The organism is Agromyces excoecariae, assembly GCF_051715505.1.
GTDB lineage: Bacteria > Actinomycetota > Actinomycetes > Actinomycetales > Microbacteriaceae > Agromyces.
This window is the reverse complement of record NZ_JBPSLA010000001.1, coordinates 481,935-499,495: the sequence shown is the minus strand read 5'-3', so window position 1 is coordinate 499,495 and position 17,561 is coordinate 481,935. Positions and strand designations below refer to the sequence as shown.

18 protein-coding genes are annotated in these 17,561 nt (G+C 71.7%); 6 read left to right on the top strand and 12 right to left on the bottom strand.

Annotation, left to right across the window (positions count from 1 at the left end; translation table 11 throughout):
- Positions 1-63: 63 nt before the first annotated feature.
- Entirely contained in the window at positions 64-618 is a 555-nt protein-coding gene (locus ACSJD1_RS02320) for a DUF3817 domain-containing protein (RefSeq protein ID WP_438853699.1), read from the top strand.
- An 86-nt stretch (positions 619-704) separates the two neighbouring features.
- Here ACSJD1_RS02320 and ACSJD1_RS02315 read toward each other — a convergent pair whose 3' ends face one another.
- Positions 705-3,854, bottom strand: coding sequence for a carbohydrate binding domain-containing protein (locus ACSJD1_RS02315; protein WP_438853698.1), 3,150 nt, complete (start codon positions 3,852-3,854; stop codon positions 705-707).
- 356 nt (positions 3,855-4,210) lie between these two features.
- Here ACSJD1_RS02315 and ACSJD1_RS02310 point away from each other — a divergent pair, with 356 nt between their 5' ends.
- The 4 genes from ACSJD1_RS02310 (at position 4,211) to ACSJD1_RS02295 (ending at position 8,267) form a co-directional block, all read left to right on the top strand.
- Positions 4,211-5,026: a shikimate 5-dehydrogenase gene (locus tag ACSJD1_RS02310; protein ID WP_438853697.1), complete on the top strand. Its 816-nt coding sequence runs from the start codon at positions 4,211-4,213 to the stop codon at positions 5,024-5,026.
- 196 nt (positions 5,027-5,222) lie between these two features.
- Positions 5,223-7,493 carry a phosphoribosylformylglycinamidine synthase subunit PurL gene (gene purL, locus ACSJD1_RS02305; protein WP_438854108.1) on the top strand — a complete coding sequence of 757 codons (2,271 nt, stop codon included), beginning with the start codon at positions 5,223-5,225 and terminating at the stop codon, positions 7,491-7,493.
- A 19-nt stretch (positions 7,494-7,512) separates the two neighbouring features.
- On the top strand, positions 7,513-8,013 hold the full coding sequence (locus ACSJD1_RS02300; protein ID WP_438853696.1) for an NUDIX hydrolase: 501 nt from the start codon (positions 7,513-7,515) through the stop codon (positions 8,011-8,013).
- Between the two features lie 8 nt (positions 8,014-8,021).
- Positions 8,022-8,267 (top strand): hypothetical protein, encoded by a 246-nt coding sequence (locus ACSJD1_RS02295; RefSeq protein ID WP_438853695.1) that lies wholly within the window; start codon positions 8,022-8,024, stop codon positions 8,265-8,267.
- 9 nt (positions 8,268-8,276) lie between these two features.
- On the opposite strand, the gene ACSJD1_RS02290 is transcribed toward ACSJD1_RS02295, so the two are convergent.
- Positions 8,277-8,822: a hypothetical protein gene (locus tag ACSJD1_RS02290; protein ID WP_438853694.1), complete on the bottom strand. Its 546-nt coding sequence runs from the start codon at positions 8,820-8,822 to the stop codon at positions 8,277-8,279.
- A gap of 115 nt (positions 8,823-8,937) precedes the next feature.
- Between ACSJD1_RS02290 and ACSJD1_RS02285 the strand changes: the two genes are divergently transcribed.
- Positions 8,938-9,105: an SHOCT domain-containing protein gene (locus tag ACSJD1_RS02285; RefSeq protein WP_438854107.1), complete on the top strand. Its 168-nt coding sequence runs from the start codon at positions 8,938-8,940 to the stop codon at positions 9,103-9,105.
- A 62-nt stretch (positions 9,106-9,167) separates the two neighbouring features.
- Here the strand turns inward: ACSJD1_RS02285 and ACSJD1_RS02280 are convergent, their stop codons facing one another.
- The 10 genes from ACSJD1_RS02280 to ACSJD1_RS02235 form a co-directional block, all read right to left on the bottom strand.
- Positions 9,168-9,587 carry a pilus assembly protein CpaE gene (locus tag ACSJD1_RS02280; protein WP_438853693.1) on the bottom strand — a complete coding sequence of 140 codons (420 nt, stop codon included), beginning with the start codon at positions 9,585-9,587 and terminating at the stop codon, positions 9,168-9,170.
- A 32-nt stretch (positions 9,588-9,619) separates the two neighbouring features.
- Positions 9,620-9,820 (bottom strand): hypothetical protein, encoded by a 201-nt coding sequence (locus tag ACSJD1_RS02275; RefSeq protein WP_438853692.1) that lies wholly within the window; start codon positions 9,818-9,820, stop codon positions 9,620-9,622.
- Positions 9,817-10,785, bottom strand: coding sequence for an SDR family NAD(P)-dependent oxidoreductase (locus tag ACSJD1_RS02270; RefSeq protein WP_438853691.1), 969 nt, complete (start codon positions 10,783-10,785; stop codon positions 9,817-9,819). The genes ACSJD1_RS02275 and ACSJD1_RS02270 overlap by 4 nt, the downstream gene beginning before the upstream one ends.
- Positions 10,782-11,156 (bottom strand): chorismate mutase, encoded by a 375-nt coding sequence (locus tag ACSJD1_RS02265; RefSeq protein ID WP_438853690.1) that lies wholly within the window; start codon positions 11,154-11,156, stop codon positions 10,782-10,784. Before ACSJD1_RS02265 ends, ACSJD1_RS02270 begins: the two co-directional genes overlap by 4 nt.
- Positions 11,157-11,292: 136 nt before the next feature.
- Positions 11,293-13,608 (bottom strand): heavy metal translocating P-type ATPase, encoded by a 2,316-nt coding sequence (locus ACSJD1_RS02260; protein ID WP_438853689.1) that lies wholly within the window; start codon positions 13,606-13,608, stop codon positions 11,293-11,295.
- 5 nt (positions 13,609-13,613) lie between these two features.
- Complete coding sequence (locus ACSJD1_RS02255) at positions 13,614-13,823, bottom strand: heavy-metal-associated domain-containing protein (RefSeq protein WP_438853688.1); 210 nt, start codon at positions 13,821-13,823, stop codon at positions 13,614-13,616.
- Positions 13,824-13,977: 154 nt separating this feature from the next.
- Positions 13,978-14,766 carry a hypothetical protein gene (locus tag ACSJD1_RS02250; RefSeq protein WP_438853687.1) on the bottom strand — a complete coding sequence of 263 codons (789 nt, stop codon included), beginning with the start codon at positions 14,764-14,766 and terminating at the stop codon, positions 13,978-13,980.
- A complete protein-coding gene (locus tag ACSJD1_RS02245) occupies positions 14,763-15,668 on the bottom strand; it encodes an ABC transporter ATP-binding protein (RefSeq protein ID WP_438853686.1) in 906 nt (301 codons plus the stop codon). Before ACSJD1_RS02245 ends, ACSJD1_RS02250 begins: the two co-directional genes overlap by 4 nt.
- Positions 15,665-16,024, bottom strand: a complete 360-nt coding sequence (locus ACSJD1_RS02240; protein ID WP_438853685.1) for a GntR family transcriptional regulator — start codon at positions 16,022-16,024, stop codon at positions 15,665-15,667. Before ACSJD1_RS02240 ends, ACSJD1_RS02245 begins: the two co-directional genes overlap by 4 nt.
- Positions 16,025-16,090: 66 nt before the next feature.
- Entirely contained in the window at positions 16,091-17,518 is a 1,428-nt protein-coding gene (locus ACSJD1_RS02235; protein ID WP_438853684.1) for an amidase, read from the bottom strand.
- Positions 17,519-17,561: the final 43 nt, after the last annotated feature.

Here is a 17,561-nt window from a genome sequence, read left to right as displayed (position 1 = left end):
CTCCGACGCTCCGTCCATCCTTCGTTCGATGCGGCCGCCCGCCGGGCTTGCAAGGATGGGAACGTGAGCTCCCCCGACCCGAACCCCAGGCCCGCCACCATCTCGAACACGCTCCACCTCCCGCCCGTCACGACACCCGTGACCTCGGTCGCACCCGGCCTGACGCCGAAGCGGCTGTTCCGGATGCTCGCGATCGCCGAGGCGATCACCTGGACGGTCCTCATCACCGCGCTCATCATGCGGGCGACGCTCGGCCTCGACTGGGCGGTGCTCGTCGGCGGATCGATCCACGGTTTCGTGTTCCTCGCGTACGCGTTCACGGCCGCGCTCGTCGGCGTGAACCAGCGGTGGCCGTTCGGCCTCATCCTGCTCGGCGTCGTGTTCGCCGTCGTGCCCTATGCCACCATCCCGTTCGAGGTCTGGCTGCTCCGACGCGACAAGCTCGACGGGTCGTGGCGCCGCCAGCCCACCGACCACCCCGCCGACCGCAACGTGGTCAACCGGCTGCTGCACTGGTTCCTCGCCCGCCCGCTGCTGCTGACCATCGCCGCCGTGCTCGGCATCGCCGCCGTCTTCACGGTCCTGCTGCTCATCGGCCCGCCCGGCGGGCGCGACTGACGACTCGCTGCTCCCGGCACGACGAAGGGCGGGGCGGATGCCGCGGCATCCGCCCCGCCCTCGTTCGTCGGGTCAGGAGCGCCGGCTCACTCGACCGTGACGCGGTCGATCGAGACGGTGCCCTTGCCGCCGAACGAGAGGGAGTATCCCTGCACGTCCGTCAGCGTCAGGCCGTCGTCGGGTGCACCCTCGGGCTGCTCGTCGGCCCGCTCGAAGGCGTCGAACGGGATGGTGACCTGCTGCCAACCCGTGCCACGGACCACGGTGCTCGCGGTGAACCGCTCGGCCGTGTCCGGCGCCTGGTACACGCGCACGTAGTCGACCGTGAGCGACTGCGGGAACTCGAGGTCCTCACCGAGCGCGCCTCCGAAGTTGCCGCCGATCGCGACGTTGGTCAACAGCGAGAACGGGTGGTCGAAGACCCATTCGTTGGGCGAGACATCCGCCGGATCGGCCTGGTGGTAGACGATGCCGTCGACCGTCCAGACGATCTGCTCGGGCGTCCACTCGACGGCGAACTCATGCCAGTCGCCGGGCACGGGAGCGCCGAAGTCGTAGATGCCGCCGTACGACTGACCGCCCGAGTAGCCGGGGCCGTGGATGGTGCCGAAGATCTCGTTCGGCAGTCGGCCGACGAACTCCATGACGTCGATCTCGCCGGTCTGCGGCCAGCCGACCTCGCGGAAGTCGGTGCCGAGCGACCACACCGCCGGCCAGATGCCGGAGCCCTCGGGCACCTGCACGCGCGACTCGATGCGGCCGTACTCGAACTCCTGCTTCTGCTCGGTGATCAGGCGCGCCGAGGTGTACTCGCACGGGCCGTACCAGCACTCGAGGTCGGTCGTCGCCGGGTCGATCTCGCGGGCCGTGATGACGAGGTTGCCGTCGCCGTCGAGCGCCGCGTTGTCGGTGCTGTCGGTGTAGTACTGCAGTTCGTCGTTGCCCCAGCCCCAGCCTCCGGTCTCGTAGGTCCAGTTCTCCGGGTCCGCCGGGGCGCCGGCGGGACCGTCGAACTCGTCGCTCCACGCCAGCTCCCACGTGTCGGGGCCGGCGTCGGGTGCAGGGTCGTCGAGGATCTCCACCGTCACCGGGGTGGCCTTGCCGGTCCCCTTCATCCAGAAGCTGAGGCTCTCGGCGTCGGACCAGTCCTGACCGCCCGCGAATTCGCGGCCGAGCGAGGACCGGCCCGTGTAGGCGAAGTCGGCGACGTTCTCGAAATCGTCCTGGCCCGCATAGCCGGCACCCGAGTCGGCGGCGATCTCACGGGTCGTGAGCGCCGACTTGCCGGTCGTGTCGAACAGCCACGGGGTCGATTCGAAGTCGTCGATCAGCGTCGGGTCGGCCGCGTCGTCGTCCTGGATGCTCACCGTGGCGGTGCGCACGAAGCCGAACTCGGCGCCCTGAGGGTCGGACAACCGGACGACGAACGTCTCGTCGACCTCGTGCTTGCCGTCCTGGAGGGTCGGCAGCTCGATGGTCGCCTCGCGCTCGCCGGCCGGGATCGTGACCGACCCGTTGTCGGGCGTGAAGTCGCGGCCCTCGGTGGCGGAGAGGTCCTCCGTCGCAGTGCGCGCCTCGATCGAGAGCGACTCCCAGTCCACCGTGACGTCCTCTTCGGCGATGCGGTTCAGGCGGACGACGGCCGTGAGCGTGTCACCCTCCGTCACCTCGTACCCGGCTCGGTCGAAGCCGACCGAGAGGGCGGGCGGTTCGACCTCGCCGTAGAGCAGCACGTCGTCGTACAGGAAGGTCTGCGGCGTCGTGGTGCGGAGCGAGCCGAACGCGTAGCCGTGCATCTCGGTGAGGGTCAGCCCGTCGTTCGGCGCGTTGTTGCCGATGTTCTTGCGCGAGAAGTCCGCGAAGTCGAACGTGAGGAACTTCCACCCGCGCCAGTCGTCCTCGAACGACACCACGAAGCGCTCGGCGTCGTCGGTCGTCGAACCGGGGTTGCGGTTGTCGAGCAGGTCGAGGAACAGGTCGGTGCCGGAGCCGTTGCCGTACATCCAGAACCCGATGCCCTCGTAGGTCGACCAGTCCTGGGTCGTCCATGCGTCGGCGGCCTCGTTCGTGAAGTTGCGCACGACCACGCCGAAGCTCGTCACGTCGAAGTCGGCGCGCAGCACGTCATTGTCCGCGGCGGCGCCCGGAACCGGAGCCGGCGGGGCATCCGTGCGCTCGAACGCGACGGTGCTGCTCGGGTCCTGCGCCTCGAACCAACCGACGGGGATGCCGCCGGCGTCGCCGCGCACGAGGGGCGACTCGTGGTCGTCGACGATGGTGGTCCGACCGTCCGGCGGGCCGACGACCTCGCCGTCGTCGTCGAGGATCGTGACCGCGAGCGAGGAGAGCGACCCGAGCTGCGCGCCCGACGGGTTCGCGAGCTCGAGCGCGAAGGTCTCGTCGCCCTCGTCGGCGTCGTCACCGGTCGTGGCGACCTGGACGACGCGGCTCGTCTCGCCCGGCGCGAACTCGACGGTCGTCGAGGGGTCGGCGTAGTCGCCGTCGGCGAGGGTCGCGGTGCCGTCGACCGCACCGAGGTCGACGGTGACGGGGGAGGCGGAGGCGAGGTCGAGTCGGATCTCCACGTCGAACGCGTCGCCCTCGATCGCGGAGACCGCGGTCGTGGAGAACGAGACCGACGGCGTGAGGTCCGCCCCGGAGAACGCGACGATGTCGTCGACGCGGATGGTGTCGCTGCCGGTCACCGCGGGGATGGCGTATCCCCAGAGCGACGTCAGGCCGAGCCCGTCGTCGGGGGCGCCCCCGGGCTGGAAGTCGGTGGCGCGGCTGAACGCCGACCAGGGCAGCGTGACCTGCTTCCATCCGTCGGTGTCGTCGACGAGGTCGACGTCGAACCGCTCCGAGCCGTCGGCGTTCGGTCCGCCGTCGAACAGCTCGAACTGGTAGACGGCGCCGTTGCCCGACCCGTCGACGAGGAAGCTCACGCCCTCGAAGGCGCTGAGGTCCCTGGAGGCGGCGAACGTCTGGCCGACGCCGCCGAACGATCCGGGTGCGGTGACGTCCCAGCCGTACGAGACGACCTTGGTCGGCTCGGTCTGCCCGGGCTTCGCGTCGGGGGCGTCGGGGGCGATGTCGACGATGCCGAAGCCGGCCGAGCCGTACGAGAAGAAGCCGTCAGGTGCACCGCCTTCGAAGTCGGCGATCACGGCGATGCTGCCGGCCGCGGTCGCGGTGGCGGTGGCGGCGAGCGGGGCGGCCACGACGGCTCCGGCCACCAGGGCTCCCACGCTTCGGCGTGAGAGCGCTCTCATTCTCGAGTCCATTCTTGCTCCATTGCAGTTGGGGAAGGGATCGACCGAGGTGGTCCCGGACAGGGTAGGCAGACCGACGCCGATCGCACAACCCCCTTGTGGACACTGGTATCGATGACCTGCTGTCCGGTTTCGGCCGCTCGGCGCGCCGGGAGGTGCTCGCCGCGCCGAGACCCAAGAGAGCGCTCCCACAACATATCCTCCGGCCCGTGTCGCCGTTCGCCATTGCCGTGGGCCTCGATCGGACGCGAATGGACGCCTCCCCCGCCCCGGTGCCGCCGAATCGCGTCCGAACGGCGCAGCGCGACGAGAATGGCGGCATGCCGATCCTCAACAAGGACATGCAGGTCTGCATCTCCCTCTCCGGTCGCCCGTCGAACCTCGGCACGAGGTTCCACAACTTCCTCTACGACGAGCTCGGCCTGAACTTCCTCTACAAGGCGTTCACGACCGACGACCTCGAGGGCGCGATCCGCGGCATGCGCGCGCTCGGCTTCCGCGGCTGCTCGGTGTCGATGCCGTTCAAGGAGGCCGTGATCCCGCTCGTCGACGTGATGGAGGACTCCGCCGCCGCGATCGAGTCCGTCAACACGATCGTGAACGACGACGGCCGGCTCACGGCATCCAACACCGACTACGAGGCGGTGGCGCAGCTCATCGCCGAGCACGGGCTCGACCCGGCGGCGCGGGTCGTCGTCCGCGGCTCGGGCGGCATGGCGAAGGCGGTCGTCGCAGCGTTCCGCGGCGCAGGGTTCGGCGATCTCACGGTGCTCGCCCGCAATGCCGAGGCCGGGCCGGCGCTGGCGCAGAAGTACGGCTACGCGTGGGTCGCCGACGAGCCCGAGGCATCCTTCGACGTCATCGTGAACGTCACGCCGCTCGGCATGCAGGGGGCGGATGCCGCTGCGCTCGCATTCGACGAGGCGTACATCGAACGCGCCTCGACGGTCTTCGACGTGGTGGCGTTCCCCGCCGAGACGCCGCTCATCGCGGCCGCCCGCGCCGAGGGCACCCCCGTGATCACGGGCGCCGAGGTCGTCGCACTCCAGGCGGCCCGGCAGTTCGAGCGGTACACGGGCGTCGCGCTCACGCGCGACCAGGTCGAGCGTGCCGCCGCGTTCTCGCGCGCCGACTGATGCCGTGGCGCGGCATCCGCCCGCGCCGTGCTCGCCTGAGCACGCCGGGTAGACTCGGGGGGACCGGCATCCGCCCGCGGCAACCGTCTCGCCGCCGTTTCCAGGAGCTCGCCACACCGTGACTGACGCACCCGCCACGACCGCTGCGCCGACCGCAGCCCCCACGACGCCGGTGCTCGACACCGTCGAGGTCGCGATGGCGACCCCCGAGAAGGAGCAGCCGTACGCGGCGCTCGGCGTGAAGCCCGACGAGTACGAGCGCATCCGCAACATCCTCGGCCGTCGGCCGACGAGCGCCGAACTCGCGATGTACTCCGTGATGTGGAGCGAGCACGCCTCCTACAAGTCGAGCAAGGTGCACCTGCGCCAGTTCGGCAAGAAGGTCACGCCCCAGATGAAGGAGCACCTGATGGTGGGCATCGGCGAGAACGCCGGCGTGCTCGACATCGGCGAGGGCTGGGCGGTCACGTTCAAGATCGAGTCGCACAACCACCCCAGCTTCATCGAGCCGTTCCAGGGCGCCGCGACCGGCGTCGGCGGCATCGTCCGCGACATCATCTCGATGGGCGCCCGCCCCGTCGCCGTCATGGACGCGCTGCGCTTCGGGGCGATCGACGACCCCGACACGGCGCGCGTCGTGCACGGCGTGGTCGCGGGCATCAGCTTCTACGGCAACTGCCTGGGCCTGCCGAACATCGGCGGCGAGACGTGGTTCGACCCGACGTACCAGAAGAACCCGCTCGTGAACGCGCTCGCCGTGGGCGTGCTCCGGCATGAGGACCTCCACCTTGCCAACGCGAAGGGCGTCGGCAACAAGGTCGTGCTGTTCGGCGCCCGCACCGGCGGCGACGGCATCGGCGGCACGTCGATCCTCGCCTCGGACACGTTCGCCGAGGGCGGCCCGACCAAGCGCCCCGCGGTGCAGGTCGGCGACCCGTTCGCCGAGAAGGTGCTCATCGAGTGCTGCCTCGAGCTGTTCGCGGGCGACCTCGTCGAGGGCATCCAGGATCTCGGTGCGGCCGGCATCTCGTGCGCGACCTCCGAGCTCGCGGCCAACGGCGACGGCGGCATGTCGATCGTGCTCGACGACGTGCTGCTGCGCGACCCGTCGCTCACGCCCGAGGAGATCCTCATGTCCGAGAGCCAGGAGCGCATGATGGCCATCGTGCGACCCGAGAAGCTCGCCGGCTTCATGGAGGTCGTCGACAAGTGGGACGTCGAGACGAGCGTGCTCGGCGAGGTCACCGACACCGGCCGCCTCTCGATCACGTGGCGCGGCCAGGAGATCGTGAACGTCGACCCGCGCACGGTCGCCGTCGACGGCCCGGTCTACGAGCGCCCGATGACCGTCCCGTCGTACCTCGACGCGCTGCAGGCCGACACGGCCGCCGCGCTCGAGCGCCCGGCCGACGACGACGCCGATGGACTGCGCGCCCAGTTCCTGCAGCTCGTCGGTTCGGCCAACCAGGCGGATGCCGCGTGGATCACGAACCAGTACGACCACTACGTGCTCGGCAACACCGCGCTCTCCGCGCCCGACGACGCGGGCATGATCCGGGTGGACGAGGAGTCGGGGCTCGGCGTCTCGGTCGCCACCGACGCGAACGGGCGCTACTGCCAGCTCGACCCGCGCCGCGGCGCTCAGCTCGCGCTCGCCGAGGCGTACCGCAACGTCGCCGTGACCGGCGCCACCCCGATGGGCATCTCCGACTGCCTGAACTTCGGCAGCCCCGAGAACCCCGAGGTCATGTGGCAGTTCGCCGAGGCCGTCACGGGCCTGGCCGACGGATGCCTCGAGCTCGGCATCCCCGTCACCGGCGGCAACGTCAGCTTCTACAACCAGACCGGCGACGTGCCGATCCACCCGACCCCGGTGGTCGCGGTGCTCGGCGTGATCGACGATGTCGCCCGCCGCATCCCGTCGGGCTGGCAGGACGACGGCCACAACATCTACCTGCTCGGCGAGACCTACGCCGAGCTCGACGGCTCCGCGTGGGCCGGCGTCGTGCACGACCACCTCGGCGGCATCCCCCCGTTCGTCGACCTCGGCCGCGAGAAGCAGCTCGCCGAGCTGCTCCGGGCGGCGGCGCTCGAGGGCCTCATCGACTCGGCCCACGACCTCTCCGACGGCGGCCTCGCGATCGCGCTGGCCGAGGGCGTCGGCCGCTTCGGCGTGGGCGCCCGCGTGTTCCTCGGCGAGGTCACTGAGGACGCCGGGATCGACCTCGCGACGGCGCTCTTCTCCGAGTCGACGGGTCGAGTCATCGTGACCGTTCCCCGCGAGGACGACGTGAAGTTCCGCGGCCTCTGCGAGGGTCGCGGCTACCCGGTTCGCCGCATCGGCGTGACGGATGCCGCGTCGGGCTCGCTCGAGGTGCAGGGCGCGTTCACGGTGTCGATCGACGAGCTCCGCGGCGTCAACCGCGCCCCGCTCGCCGACGCGTTCGGCCCGGTCGTCGGGTACTGAGCCGGCGGATCGGAGGCCGATGTCTGACGAGCCGCGGCAGTCGTATCCGGCGGCGTACGCCGCCGAGCACGGCACGTTCGCGTTGATCCCCGCGGCCTACGTGTTCCTCGTCGACGGCGCCCGGGTGCTCCTGCAGATGCGAGCGGGCACCGGCTACTACGACGGGTGGTGGGCCGCATCGGCGGCCGGGCACGTCGATCCGGGTGAGACGCTCGTGGCCGGCGCCGTGCGCGAGACGCTCGAGGAGATCGGGGTCGAGGTCGCCGAGTCCGACCTCGAGCCGATCACCGCGATGCACCGCACGGCGCCCACCGGGCTGCCGATCGACCAGCGGCTCGACGTCTTCTTCGTCGCGCGGTCGTGGCGGGGCATCCCGTCGCTGCAGGAACCCGACAAGGCGAGTGCGCTCGAGTGGTTCGCGCTCGACGACCTGCCCGCACGCCTGGTGCACCACGAGCGGTTCGCGCTCGAGGGCTGGCGCGACGGCGGCCTGCCCGCGGTCACGGAGTTCGGGTTCTGATGGAGGGCGTGATCGGAATCCTCGCCGCGCTGTTCGTGGCCGCACTCGTCGTCGGCATGGGCGTGCGCGCCGTGCGAGCGCCGCGCGGGCAACGGGCACGGGCGGCCTTCGGCCCGCTCACGGGCGCCGGCGAGACCTACCAGGAACTGCACACGGGGCAGCGCGGGCTCCACGATTCGGTCGTCGAGTCGATCGCCGAGCAGGAGCAGCGCCCGGGCCGGACGGATGCGGACGGTGAGGGGTCACGAGACTGAGCACCCACGTCAGGCGCCCTGCGGCGGATGCGCCAGCAGCTCGACGCGCTCGGAGAGGTAGGAGCCGAGCGGCAGGATCGCCCCGGCGGAGGTCGGGTTCCAGCGCACGCCGACGTCGACCGTCCCGTCGGCGAACGACGTGAGCAGGAGCGGCCCGACGCCCTCGGCGAGCGCGTCGGCCTCGAGGTGGAGCGGCACGGCGTCGAACACCACGCTCGTCCCCTCGGCGATGCCGCCGCGGATCGCGGCAGCGCGATAGGCGCGCTGCTCGGCGATCGACTCGGCGAGCACGCTCCTCCGCACCGCGCGCTCGGCGCGCACCACGCGCCCGGTCGAGTAGAGCCGCCCGTCGGCGTCGAGCAGGAGCACGCCGAGTCGCCAGATCGGCCCGATCACCCGCATGCGCGGCGCGCGAGGGATGCCGAGCACGCGACGCTCGGGCACGAATTCGGCGAGGGTCTCGGTGCGGGCGGAGGCCTCGACGAGCGCTCGCACCGCCCCGTCCACGGCGTCGCGCGCCCGCTCAGCCGCGGCCGCGGCATCCGTCGACCCCATGCCCCGAGCCTATCCGCGTGCCATTGGTCCCAGCTGCGCCCGATCGTCGACCGCTAGCGTTCGCGCAACACGGGGCGGAATCCCGCACCCGCGAACGAAGGGAACGGCCGTGAACATGGCGCGCGCACAGGAGATGAGCGCCCAGCAGGACGCGTACGTGCGCTCGGTCGCGGGTACGCAGCAGTCGGCCGCAGGCGAGATCGAGTCGGCGAAGAAGCTGCTCGACAGCGGGGCGATCACGGCCGCCGAATACGAGGCGCTCAAGGCGAAGGCGCTGCAGTAGGCCCGGACGGCCGGCCCGCTCCGACCGACCCGGGCCGGCCGCCCGATCACCGGCGCGCCCGATCAGCGCGTGCGCTCGATGAGGGCGAGGAGGGCCATGCCGTAGGCCTCGGCGGCGTCGGGGTGCTCGAAGGCGACCGAGTCGCCGGCGACCTCGATCGCCACCTCGAAGGCGTCGGGCAGGCGACGCAGGCTCCGGAACGTGGCGCGGAGCAGCTCGCGCAGCTGGTCCTCGCGCGGCAGCCACACCGCGTCGGCGAGGGCGACGGAGTCGAGCGCCCACTCGGTCGTCCCGTTGAAGGCGAGGATGGTGCCGGTGGGATAGCGACGCGTCTCGATGGTCATCTCGCTCACCGTGAAGGTGTCGGCCTCAGCCTCGGCCTCGACGTCGCTCGGCAGGTCGAGCTGGAATCGGTCGCCCGAGTCCGGATGCCACGCCAGCCCGGCGTCGCGCAACTGCAGGGCGAGGTCGCGGCTGATCATGCGGACACGCTACGCGCTCGACTCCCGCGGGCCTACTCGCGTCGCTTGCGGATGCGCGCCGGCCCGAGCCCGGCACCCAGCCCGATGATGATGATCCCGGCGAAGAGGAACCCGTAGCGCGCGCTGAACACCCCGAAGACGCCGAGCGCGATCCCGATGACGACGACCACGCGGGCGATGCGCATCCTGACGCCCGGCTGCGACCACCAGCGCGAGACCATTCCCCGGATCACGAGCGGCCGCTCCCGACGTCGAACCTGCGGCCGACGGCGTCCTCGGCGAACGACCACACCCGGGCCCCGATGCGCGCGTCGCGGCTCGTGCGCGTGGGCGTCGCCAGGCGCGGCGGTCCCTTCACCATCCACTGCGGGCCCCAGAACTGGCCGCCCTCGACGTCGTCGGCGGTGACGGCGTGCACGATCGCCTCCGCGCCGCGGTGCTTGCCCTGGGCCCATGCGGCCTGCAGCGCATCGGCGAACCGGTCGGCGGTCGGCGGCTGGTTCACGCCGGGCACACGCGGCGTGCGTCCCGAGATCGCATAGCCCGGGTGGGCCACGACGCTGTGCACCCGGGGCGTGACGGATGCCGCCCCGACCGCCTCCGCGGCATCCGTCGCCGCACGGCGCAGGCGACGATCGAGTTCAAAGGCGAGCGAGGCTGCGGCGATCTTCGACTGCGCGTACGCGCGCCAGGAGTCGTACGACCGGGTCAGCTCCAGGTCGTCGACCCGGAACGTCGAGAGCCGCGTCGACAGGGAGCCCACCGAGACGACCCGGGCGCCGCGCGCGAGGTGGGGCACGACGTCGGCGAGCAGGGCGAAGTGGCCGAGCACGTTGGTGGCGAGCACGAGCTCGTGGCCGTCCTCCGACTCGCGGCGTTCGCTCGGGGTGTGCACCATGCCGGCGTTCAGGACGACCGCATCGAGCGGCGCGCGGTCGAGCAGCCGGTCGGCACCGGCGCGCACCGACTCGAGCGAGGAGGTGTCGATCACCAGCGTGTCGACGGAGGCGCGGGGCATCCTGGTGCGGATCGCGGCGACCGCTGCGGCGAGCCGCTCGGGGTTGCGGCCCGACAACGTGACGTGCGCGCCGGCGCGTGCGAGCCGCGCCGACGTGAAGAACCCGAGTCCGGCGTTCGCCCCCGTGACGAGCACCTGGCGCCCGGCCTGCGGCGGCACCCGCGTCGGGTACCAGTTCACGTGCGGTCCGACCCGGAGCCGTCGGCGATCTCCTCGTGGTGGCGGATCACCTCGGCCACCACGAAGTTGAACCACTTCTCGGCGAACGCCGGGTCGAGGTGCGCGTCCTCCGCGAGCGAGCGGAGCCGTTCGATCTGCCGCTTCTCCCGGTCCGGGTCGCTCGGCGGTAGGCCGTGCTCGGCCTTCAGGCGGCCGACCTGCTGCGTGAACTTGAACCGCTCGGCGAGCAGGTGGATGAGCGCGGCGTCGATGTTGTCGATGCTCGAGCGGATGCCGAGGAGGGTCGTGATCGCGGCGTCGCGTTCGTCGACCGTGCCGCCGCCCCCGGGCGGGGTGGGGTCGGCGGCGCGGTCGGGGGTCTCGGCGGTCATGCTTCGACCCTAGGCGAACCGGGCGGCCCGGCCGACCGCCCGTGTCATCCGTGCGCGCACTTCGTTCGACGTCGCCGCAGCATGGTGCATGAACATCCGCCCGACGACCATCCCGGGCGGCCCTCCGCCCGGATTCTCATGCACGTGCGGTCGGCGACGCGGTCGGGACCGCCGATCGGAACGCGCGCAGGCGCAGGCTGTTGCCGACGACGAACACGCTCGAGAACGCCATGGCCGCTCCGGCGAGCATGGGGTTCAGGAGCCCGAGCGCCGCGAGCGGGATCGCGGCCACGTTGTACGCGAACGCCCAGAACAGGTTGCCCCTGATCACGCCGAGGGTGCGACGCGACAGCCGGATCGCGTCGACCGCGGCGAGCAGGTCGCCCCTGACGAGCGTGAGGTCGGCGGCCTCGATCGCGACGTCGCTGCCCGTGCCCATCGCGATGCCGAGGTCGGCCTGCGCGAGCGCTGCGGCGTCGTTCACCCCGTCGCCGACCATCGCGACCGAGCGGCCCTCGCCCTGCAGGCGGGCGACGACGGCGGCCTTGTCGGCGGGCAGCACCTCGGCGACGACGCGTTCGATGCCGACCTCGGCGGCGACCCTGCGGGCCACGGTCTCGTTGTCGCCCGTGAGCAGGATCGGCTCGAGACCGAGCGCGCGCAGTCGGGCGATCGCGTCGGCGCTCGTCGGCTTCACGGCGTCGTCAACGGTGAGCGCGCCGCGCACCCGGCCGTCCCAGGCGGCGACGACGGCCGTGCGCCCCTGGGCCTCCGCAGCGGCGACGGATGCCGCGACTCCCGCGTCGGGCTCGATCGCCCAGTCGGCGAGCAGCGCGGGCCGGCCGACGACCACCAGGTGCCCGTCGACGACGCCGTGAACGCCGAGCCCCGGATCGCTCTCGAACGACTCGGGCGTCGGCAGGGCGCCGACCCCGGCCGCCGCGCCATCCGCGATCGCCCGCGCGACCGGGTGCTCGGAGGCGTGCTCGAGCGCGCCCGCCAGGCGGAGCAGTTCGGCCTCGTCGACGTCGTCGGCCGCGTGGACGGTCGCGAGCGACATCCGGCCGCTCGTGATCGTACCGGTCTTGTCGAGCACGATCGTGTCGATGCGACGAGTGGATTCCAGGACCTCGGGGCCCTTGATGAGCACGCCGAGCTGGGCGCCGCGACCGGTGCCGACGAGCAGCGCCGTCGGGGTCGCCAACCCGAGTGCACACGGGCAGGCGATGATGAGCACGGCGACCGCCGCGGTGAATGCGGCTGCGGCGGGGAATCCGACGGCGAGCCAGACGCCGAGCGTCGCGCTCGCGACGACGATCACGATCGGCACGAAGACGCCCGCCACGCGGTCGGCGAGCCGCTGCACCTGCGCCTTGCCCGCCTGGGCGTCCTCCACGAGTCGCGCCATCTGCGCGAGCTGCGTGTCTGCGCCGACGCGCGTCGCGCGCACCACCAGTCGGCCGCCGGCGTTCACCGTCGCGCCGATCACCGGGTCGCCCGCCGCGATCTCGACCGGCACCGACTCGCCCGTCACGAGCGACGCGTCGACCGCGCTCCGGCCCTCGATCACGACGCCGTCGGTCGCGATCTTCTCGCCGGGGCGGACGACGAACGCGTCGCCGACCGCGAGTCGCTCGACGGCGATGCGCCTCTCGACGCCGTCGCGGAGCACCGCGACGTCCTTCGCGCCGAGTTCGAGCAGTGCCCGGAGCGCGGCCCCCGCTGCACGCTTCGACCGCTTCTCGAGGTACCGGCCGAGCAGCACGAACATCGTCACCCCCGCGGCGACCTCGAGGTACAGGTTCGACGCGCCGTCGCTCGGCACGACCGTGAGCTCGAATCCGTGCACCATGCCGGGCATGCCAGCGGTGCCGAGGAACAGCGCGTACAGCGACCACAGGAACGCCGCCGTCACGCCGAGCGACACGAGGGTGTCCATGGTCGCAGCGCCGTGCCGGAGGTTGACGAGCGCCGCGCGGTGGAACGGCCAGGCCCCCCACGTAACGACCGGGGCGGCGAGCGCCAGCGATGCCCACTGCCAGTACGTGAACTGCAGCGGTGGGACCATCGCGAGGAGGATCACGGGCACCGAGAGCACGACGGAGGCGATGAGACGCGTACGGAGCGAACGGAGTTCGGCGTCGGCCCTGGTCTCCGCGGTGGCGCCTTCCGGCGCGGCGATCGGACCGTCGGCGCCTCCGGTCGGCGCCGGTGGCGGCGGGAGCTCGGCGCGGTAGCCCGCCGCCTCGACCGTCGCGATGAGCTCGGCGGCGTCGACGCCCTCGGGCGCCGAGACCCGGGCCTTCTCGGTCGCGTAGTTCACGGTCGCCGTGACGCCGTCGAGCCGGTTGAGCTTCTTCTCGATGCGCATGGCGCACGAGGCGCAGGTCATGCCGTCGATCTCGAGCTCGACGATCCGCTCGTCGGCCGATCCGCTCGCGAGGTCCGTCATCGCCGTCAGACGCGCACGGCGGAGTAGCCGGCCTCCTCGACCGCGGCGATCACGCCGGCGTCGTCGAGATCGGTCGGGGCCGAGAGCGCCAGGCGGCCGTCGGCGGCCGAGACCCGGATGCCCGTCACGCCGGACAGCTGCCCGACCTCTTCGCGCACCGACGACTCGCAGTGCCCGCAGGTCATCCCGGTCACCTGGTACTCGCGTTCGGTCATCTCGTTCTCCTCGTCTGGTTCGAATCGTGTCGAGAGTACCCCACTGGGGTACTTGTGCCAACTCGAACGATATACCCCACCGAGGTATTCCACAACCACGGCGGACGGGCGCGGCATTCGGCTCGGGTGCCGCGCCCGACGCGCCGCGAACCCCCTATCGCGGCGTCGCCCGCCGGATCACGAGCAGTCCGGCGACCGCCCAGAGCAGGGCCGTCGCGAGCACGAGCGTGAACACGCCGACGACGCCGATCGAGGCGAGCCAGGCACCGAGCGTCTCCCACGTCTCGCTGAAGGTGAGGACGGCGATGATCGCGAGGATCACGGCGACACCGCCGAAGAGCACGGTCATCATGCCCTTCATGCGCCACCGCATGTAGACGGTCGTGACGCCGGCGCCGATGAAGAGCACCAGGAGCTGGAGCGCGAAGGTGGTGTAGAACGCGGTGCCCCAGTCGGCGCCCACGTACCAGAGCGCATCGAACATCCCCGCGCCGATCCCCCAGCCGTTCGTGCCCCGCTCGACGATCAGCAGGGTCGCGATCGCCGCGGCGTACATCAGCGAGACGTGCACGAACATCAGGCCGGTCCCGAGCCAGTAGTCCCGGCGCGTCGCGCCGAAGCCGAGCGCGAACGGGAACGTATACGACACGGCCTGCACGCCGACGACGATCAGGTACCACTGCGGGGAGATCACGGCCCAGCTGTACTCGAAGCCGGTCTCCGTCTGGTCGAGCGGGCCTGCGGCGCCCTGGATGATGAGCGCGATGATCATGGTGACCGCCCACGCGCCGCCGAGGATCATCCACGGCACGCCGAAGAAGATGGCCGGGTTGACGGTGTGCAGGCGCACGATTCGCAGGATCTCGTTCGGCCGCACCCGGCTCGACGCGTCGGCCGCCGTCGCACGGGAGGAGGAATCGGTGGCGCTGGCGGTGACGGTCATGCCGCGACCTCCCTCTGGGTCGACTCGGCGAGTTCGGCGCCGGTCAGGTGGACGATGAGCTGCTGGAGCGAGACGGGCGCGAGCTCGAGCCCGAGTTCGGCTGCGCGGATGCGCTCGTCGTGGTCGAGGCGGCCGTCGATCGTGACGGATGCGAGTCCGCCGATGCCCTCGCGGCCGATCACGGGCCGTCCGGCGACGAACTGCTCGACCGCGGCACGGGCACCCGCGACCGTGGTCGCACTGCCGCGCACCTCGTCGGCATCGCGGTCGAGCAGGATCCGCCCCTGGTCGATGAGGATCACGTGCTCGAGGAGGTTCGCGACCTCGTCGATCAGGTGCGTGGAGAGGACCACCGTCCTCGGGTGCGCCGCGTAGTCCTCGAGCAGTCGGTCGTAGAAGACATGGCGCGCGACGGCATCGAGGCCGAGGTACGGCTCGTCGAAGAACGTCAGCGGCGCACGCGACGCGAGGCCGACGATGACGCCGACGGCCGAGAGCTGACCGCGGCTGAGCTTCTTGATGCGTCGCTTCACCGGCAACCGGAAGTCATCGATGAGCCGCTCGGCGAACTCCGCGTCCCAGTGCTCGAAGAACCACGGCGCGGAACGGAAGACGTGCGCCGGCGTGAAGTCCTCGGGGTAGCGCTGGGCCTCCGCGATGAAGCACATCCGACGGAGGACGTCGGCGTGCTCGGCCGGCTGCCGGCCGAACACCTCGAGCTCGCCGCCGTTCGCGAAGATCTGCCCGGTGAGCAACTGCATCACGGTCGTCTTGCCGGCGCCGTTGCGGCCCAGCAGGCCGTAGATGCGGCCCTCCTCGAGTGAGAGGTCGATGCCGTCGATCGCGGTGAACGACCCGTAGCGCTTGGTGAGCCCGCGCGCACGGACGACGGTGGTGGTCATGTCAGGATCCTTTCCTCGCGGACCATGCCCGCGAGCTCGTCGACGCCGATGCCGAGCTTGGCGGCCTCGACGATGAGCGGTCGGAGGTACTCGGCCGCGAACTCGGCGCGGCGACGTTCGATGAGCCGATCGCGCGCACCGGGGACGACGAACATGCCGACGCCGCGACGCTTGGCCACGAGCCCTTGCTCGACGAGTCGATTCACGCCCTTCAGCGCGGTCGCGGGGTTGATGCGGTGGAATGCGGCGAGCTCGTTGATCGACGGGATCGCGGCGTCCTCGGCGACGTGGCCGTCGACGATGTCGTTCTCGATCTGCTCCGCGATCTGCAGGAAGATCGGCCGGGATTCGTCCACGACACCTCGCATCGGTTCATTGGTTAGTTACTTTAGTAATTAACCAATCATGCAGGTGATCGGATGTCAAGACCGCGCGGGAAGCAGCGGCACCGCGGCATCCGCCGGCCGTTCGCGCTCCCACCACGCGGCGAGCGCGAGCACCCGCGCGTCCGCGAATCGCGGCCCTGCGATCTGCAGTGCGATCGCGCGCCCGTCCGGCGTCGTGCCCGCGTTGATGCTGACGGCCGGCTGGCCCGACATGTTGTACGGCAGGGTGAACGCGATGTGCGCCATCCCGAGGTCCTCCTCGCCCCACGGCATCGGCCGCTCAGCCGGGAACGCGACCATCGGCGCGACCGGCGAGAGCACCGCGTCGAACGGTGCCGTCGCGAGCACGGTGCGATGCCGGAGCTCGCCGATGTCGTCGTATGCGGCGAGCGCGTCGGTGCCCGAGACGCCGGCACCGGGCGCGACCCAGCGCGCGATGTACGGCAGCACGCGATCGCGCGACTCCGGCGGGAGCTCGTCGAACGTGCGCCGGAACCGCACCCGCCAGAACCGGTCGACCTGCCCGAGCAGCCCGTCGTCGAGGAACGGGGCGAGCTCGACGACCTCCGCGCCGGCTGCGGCGAACCTCCCCGCGGCGGCGCGCACCACGGCGGCGATCCCGGGATCGACGGGCAGTCCCGCCCCGGCGTCGGTGTGGACGCCTATCCGGAGTCCGCGCACGTCGATCAGGGGGTCTGCCCAGTCGATCTCCTCGTACGGCAGCGCCGTGTGGTCGCGCACGTCGGGCCCGGTGACGACGGACATCGCGGCGGCGAGGTCGGCGACGCGGCGTCCGATCGGCCCGCCGGCCCGGCCGAGGTAGGGCGGGTCGATCGGCACCCGCCCGGCGCTGGGCTTCAAGCCCGCGAGGCCCAGCCACGCCGCGGGCAACCGGACCGAGCCGCCGATGTCGGTGCCCATGTGGATCGGCCCGAGGCCCGCGGCGGCGGCCGCACCAGCGCCTGCGCTCGATCCGCCCACCGTGAGCGCCGGGTCGAGCGGACTCCTCGTGATGCCGTGCAGGCTCGAGACGCCGGACGAGAGCATGCCCCAGTCGGGCATCGTCGTCGAGCCCAGGATGATCGCGCCCGCCTCCCTGAGCCTGGCGACGATCGGCGAGTCGGCGTCGGGCACGACCGGGGCGGATGCCGCGGAGCCCGCTCGTGCCGGGATGCCCGCGCGCAGCATGTTCTCCTTGACCGTGACGGGCACGCCGTCGAGCGGGCCGATCGGTGCGCCGCGGAGGAACCGCTCGGCACTCGCCGCGGCATCCGCTCGCACCCGGCTCGGATCGTGGTCCGAGAATGCGTTCACGGACGGCTCGAAGTGCGCGGCACGCGAGAGGGCGTCCTCGGCGACCGCGTCGGGCGTGGTCGCACCGCTGCGGAACGCCGCGGCGAGGTCAGCCGCGGACGAGGTCGCGTCGGCGGTGGGATCGGGGGCGGGCTGCGAGGCGCTCGTCACCTGCTCACCTCATCACATCGCGCGGCGGCTGCACAGGGCCCGG

Coding starts and splice junctions, on each gene's coding strand:
- ACSJD1_RS02290 (WP_438853694.1), bottom strand. CDS start 8,822: ATGGGGTCGACGGATGCCGCGGCCGCGGCTGAGCGGGCGCGCGACGCC.
- ACSJD1_RS02265 (WP_438853690.1), bottom strand. CDS start 11,156: ATGACCGCCGAGACCCCCGACCGCGCCGCCGACCCCACCCCGCCCGGG.
- ACSJD1_RS02255 (WP_438853688.1), bottom strand. CDS start 13,823: ATGACCGAACGCGAGTACCAGGTGACCGGGATGACCTGCGGGCACTGC.
- ACSJD1_RS02285 (WP_438854107.1), top strand. CDS start 8,938: ATGGCGCGCGCACAGGAGATGAGCGCCCAGCAGGACGCGTACGTGCGC.
- ACSJD1_RS02310 (WP_438853697.1), top strand. CDS start 4,211: ATGCCGATCCTCAACAAGGACATGCAGGTCTGCATCTCCCTCTCCGGT.
- ACSJD1_RS02245 (WP_438853686.1), bottom strand. CDS start 15,668: ATGACCACCACCGTCGTCCGTGCGCGCGGGCTCACCAAGCGCTACGGG.
- ACSJD1_RS02300 (WP_438853696.1), top strand. CDS start 7,513: ATGTCTGACGAGCCGCGGCAGTCGTATCCGGCGGCGTACGCCGCCGAG.
- purL (WP_438854108.1), top strand. CDS start 5,223: ATGGCGACCCCCGAGAAGGAGCAGCCGTACGCGGCGCTCGGCGTGAAG.
- ACSJD1_RS02250 (WP_438853687.1), bottom strand. CDS start 14,766: ATGACCGTCACCGCCAGCGCCACCGATTCCTCCTCCCGTGCGACGGCG.
- ACSJD1_RS02280 (WP_438853693.1), bottom strand. CDS start 9,587: ATGATCAGCCGCGACCTCGCCCTGCAGTTGCGCGACGCCGGGCTGGCG.
- ACSJD1_RS02260 (WP_438853689.1), bottom strand. CDS start 13,608: ATGACGGACCTCGCGAGCGGATCGGCCGACGAGCGGATCGTCGAGCTC.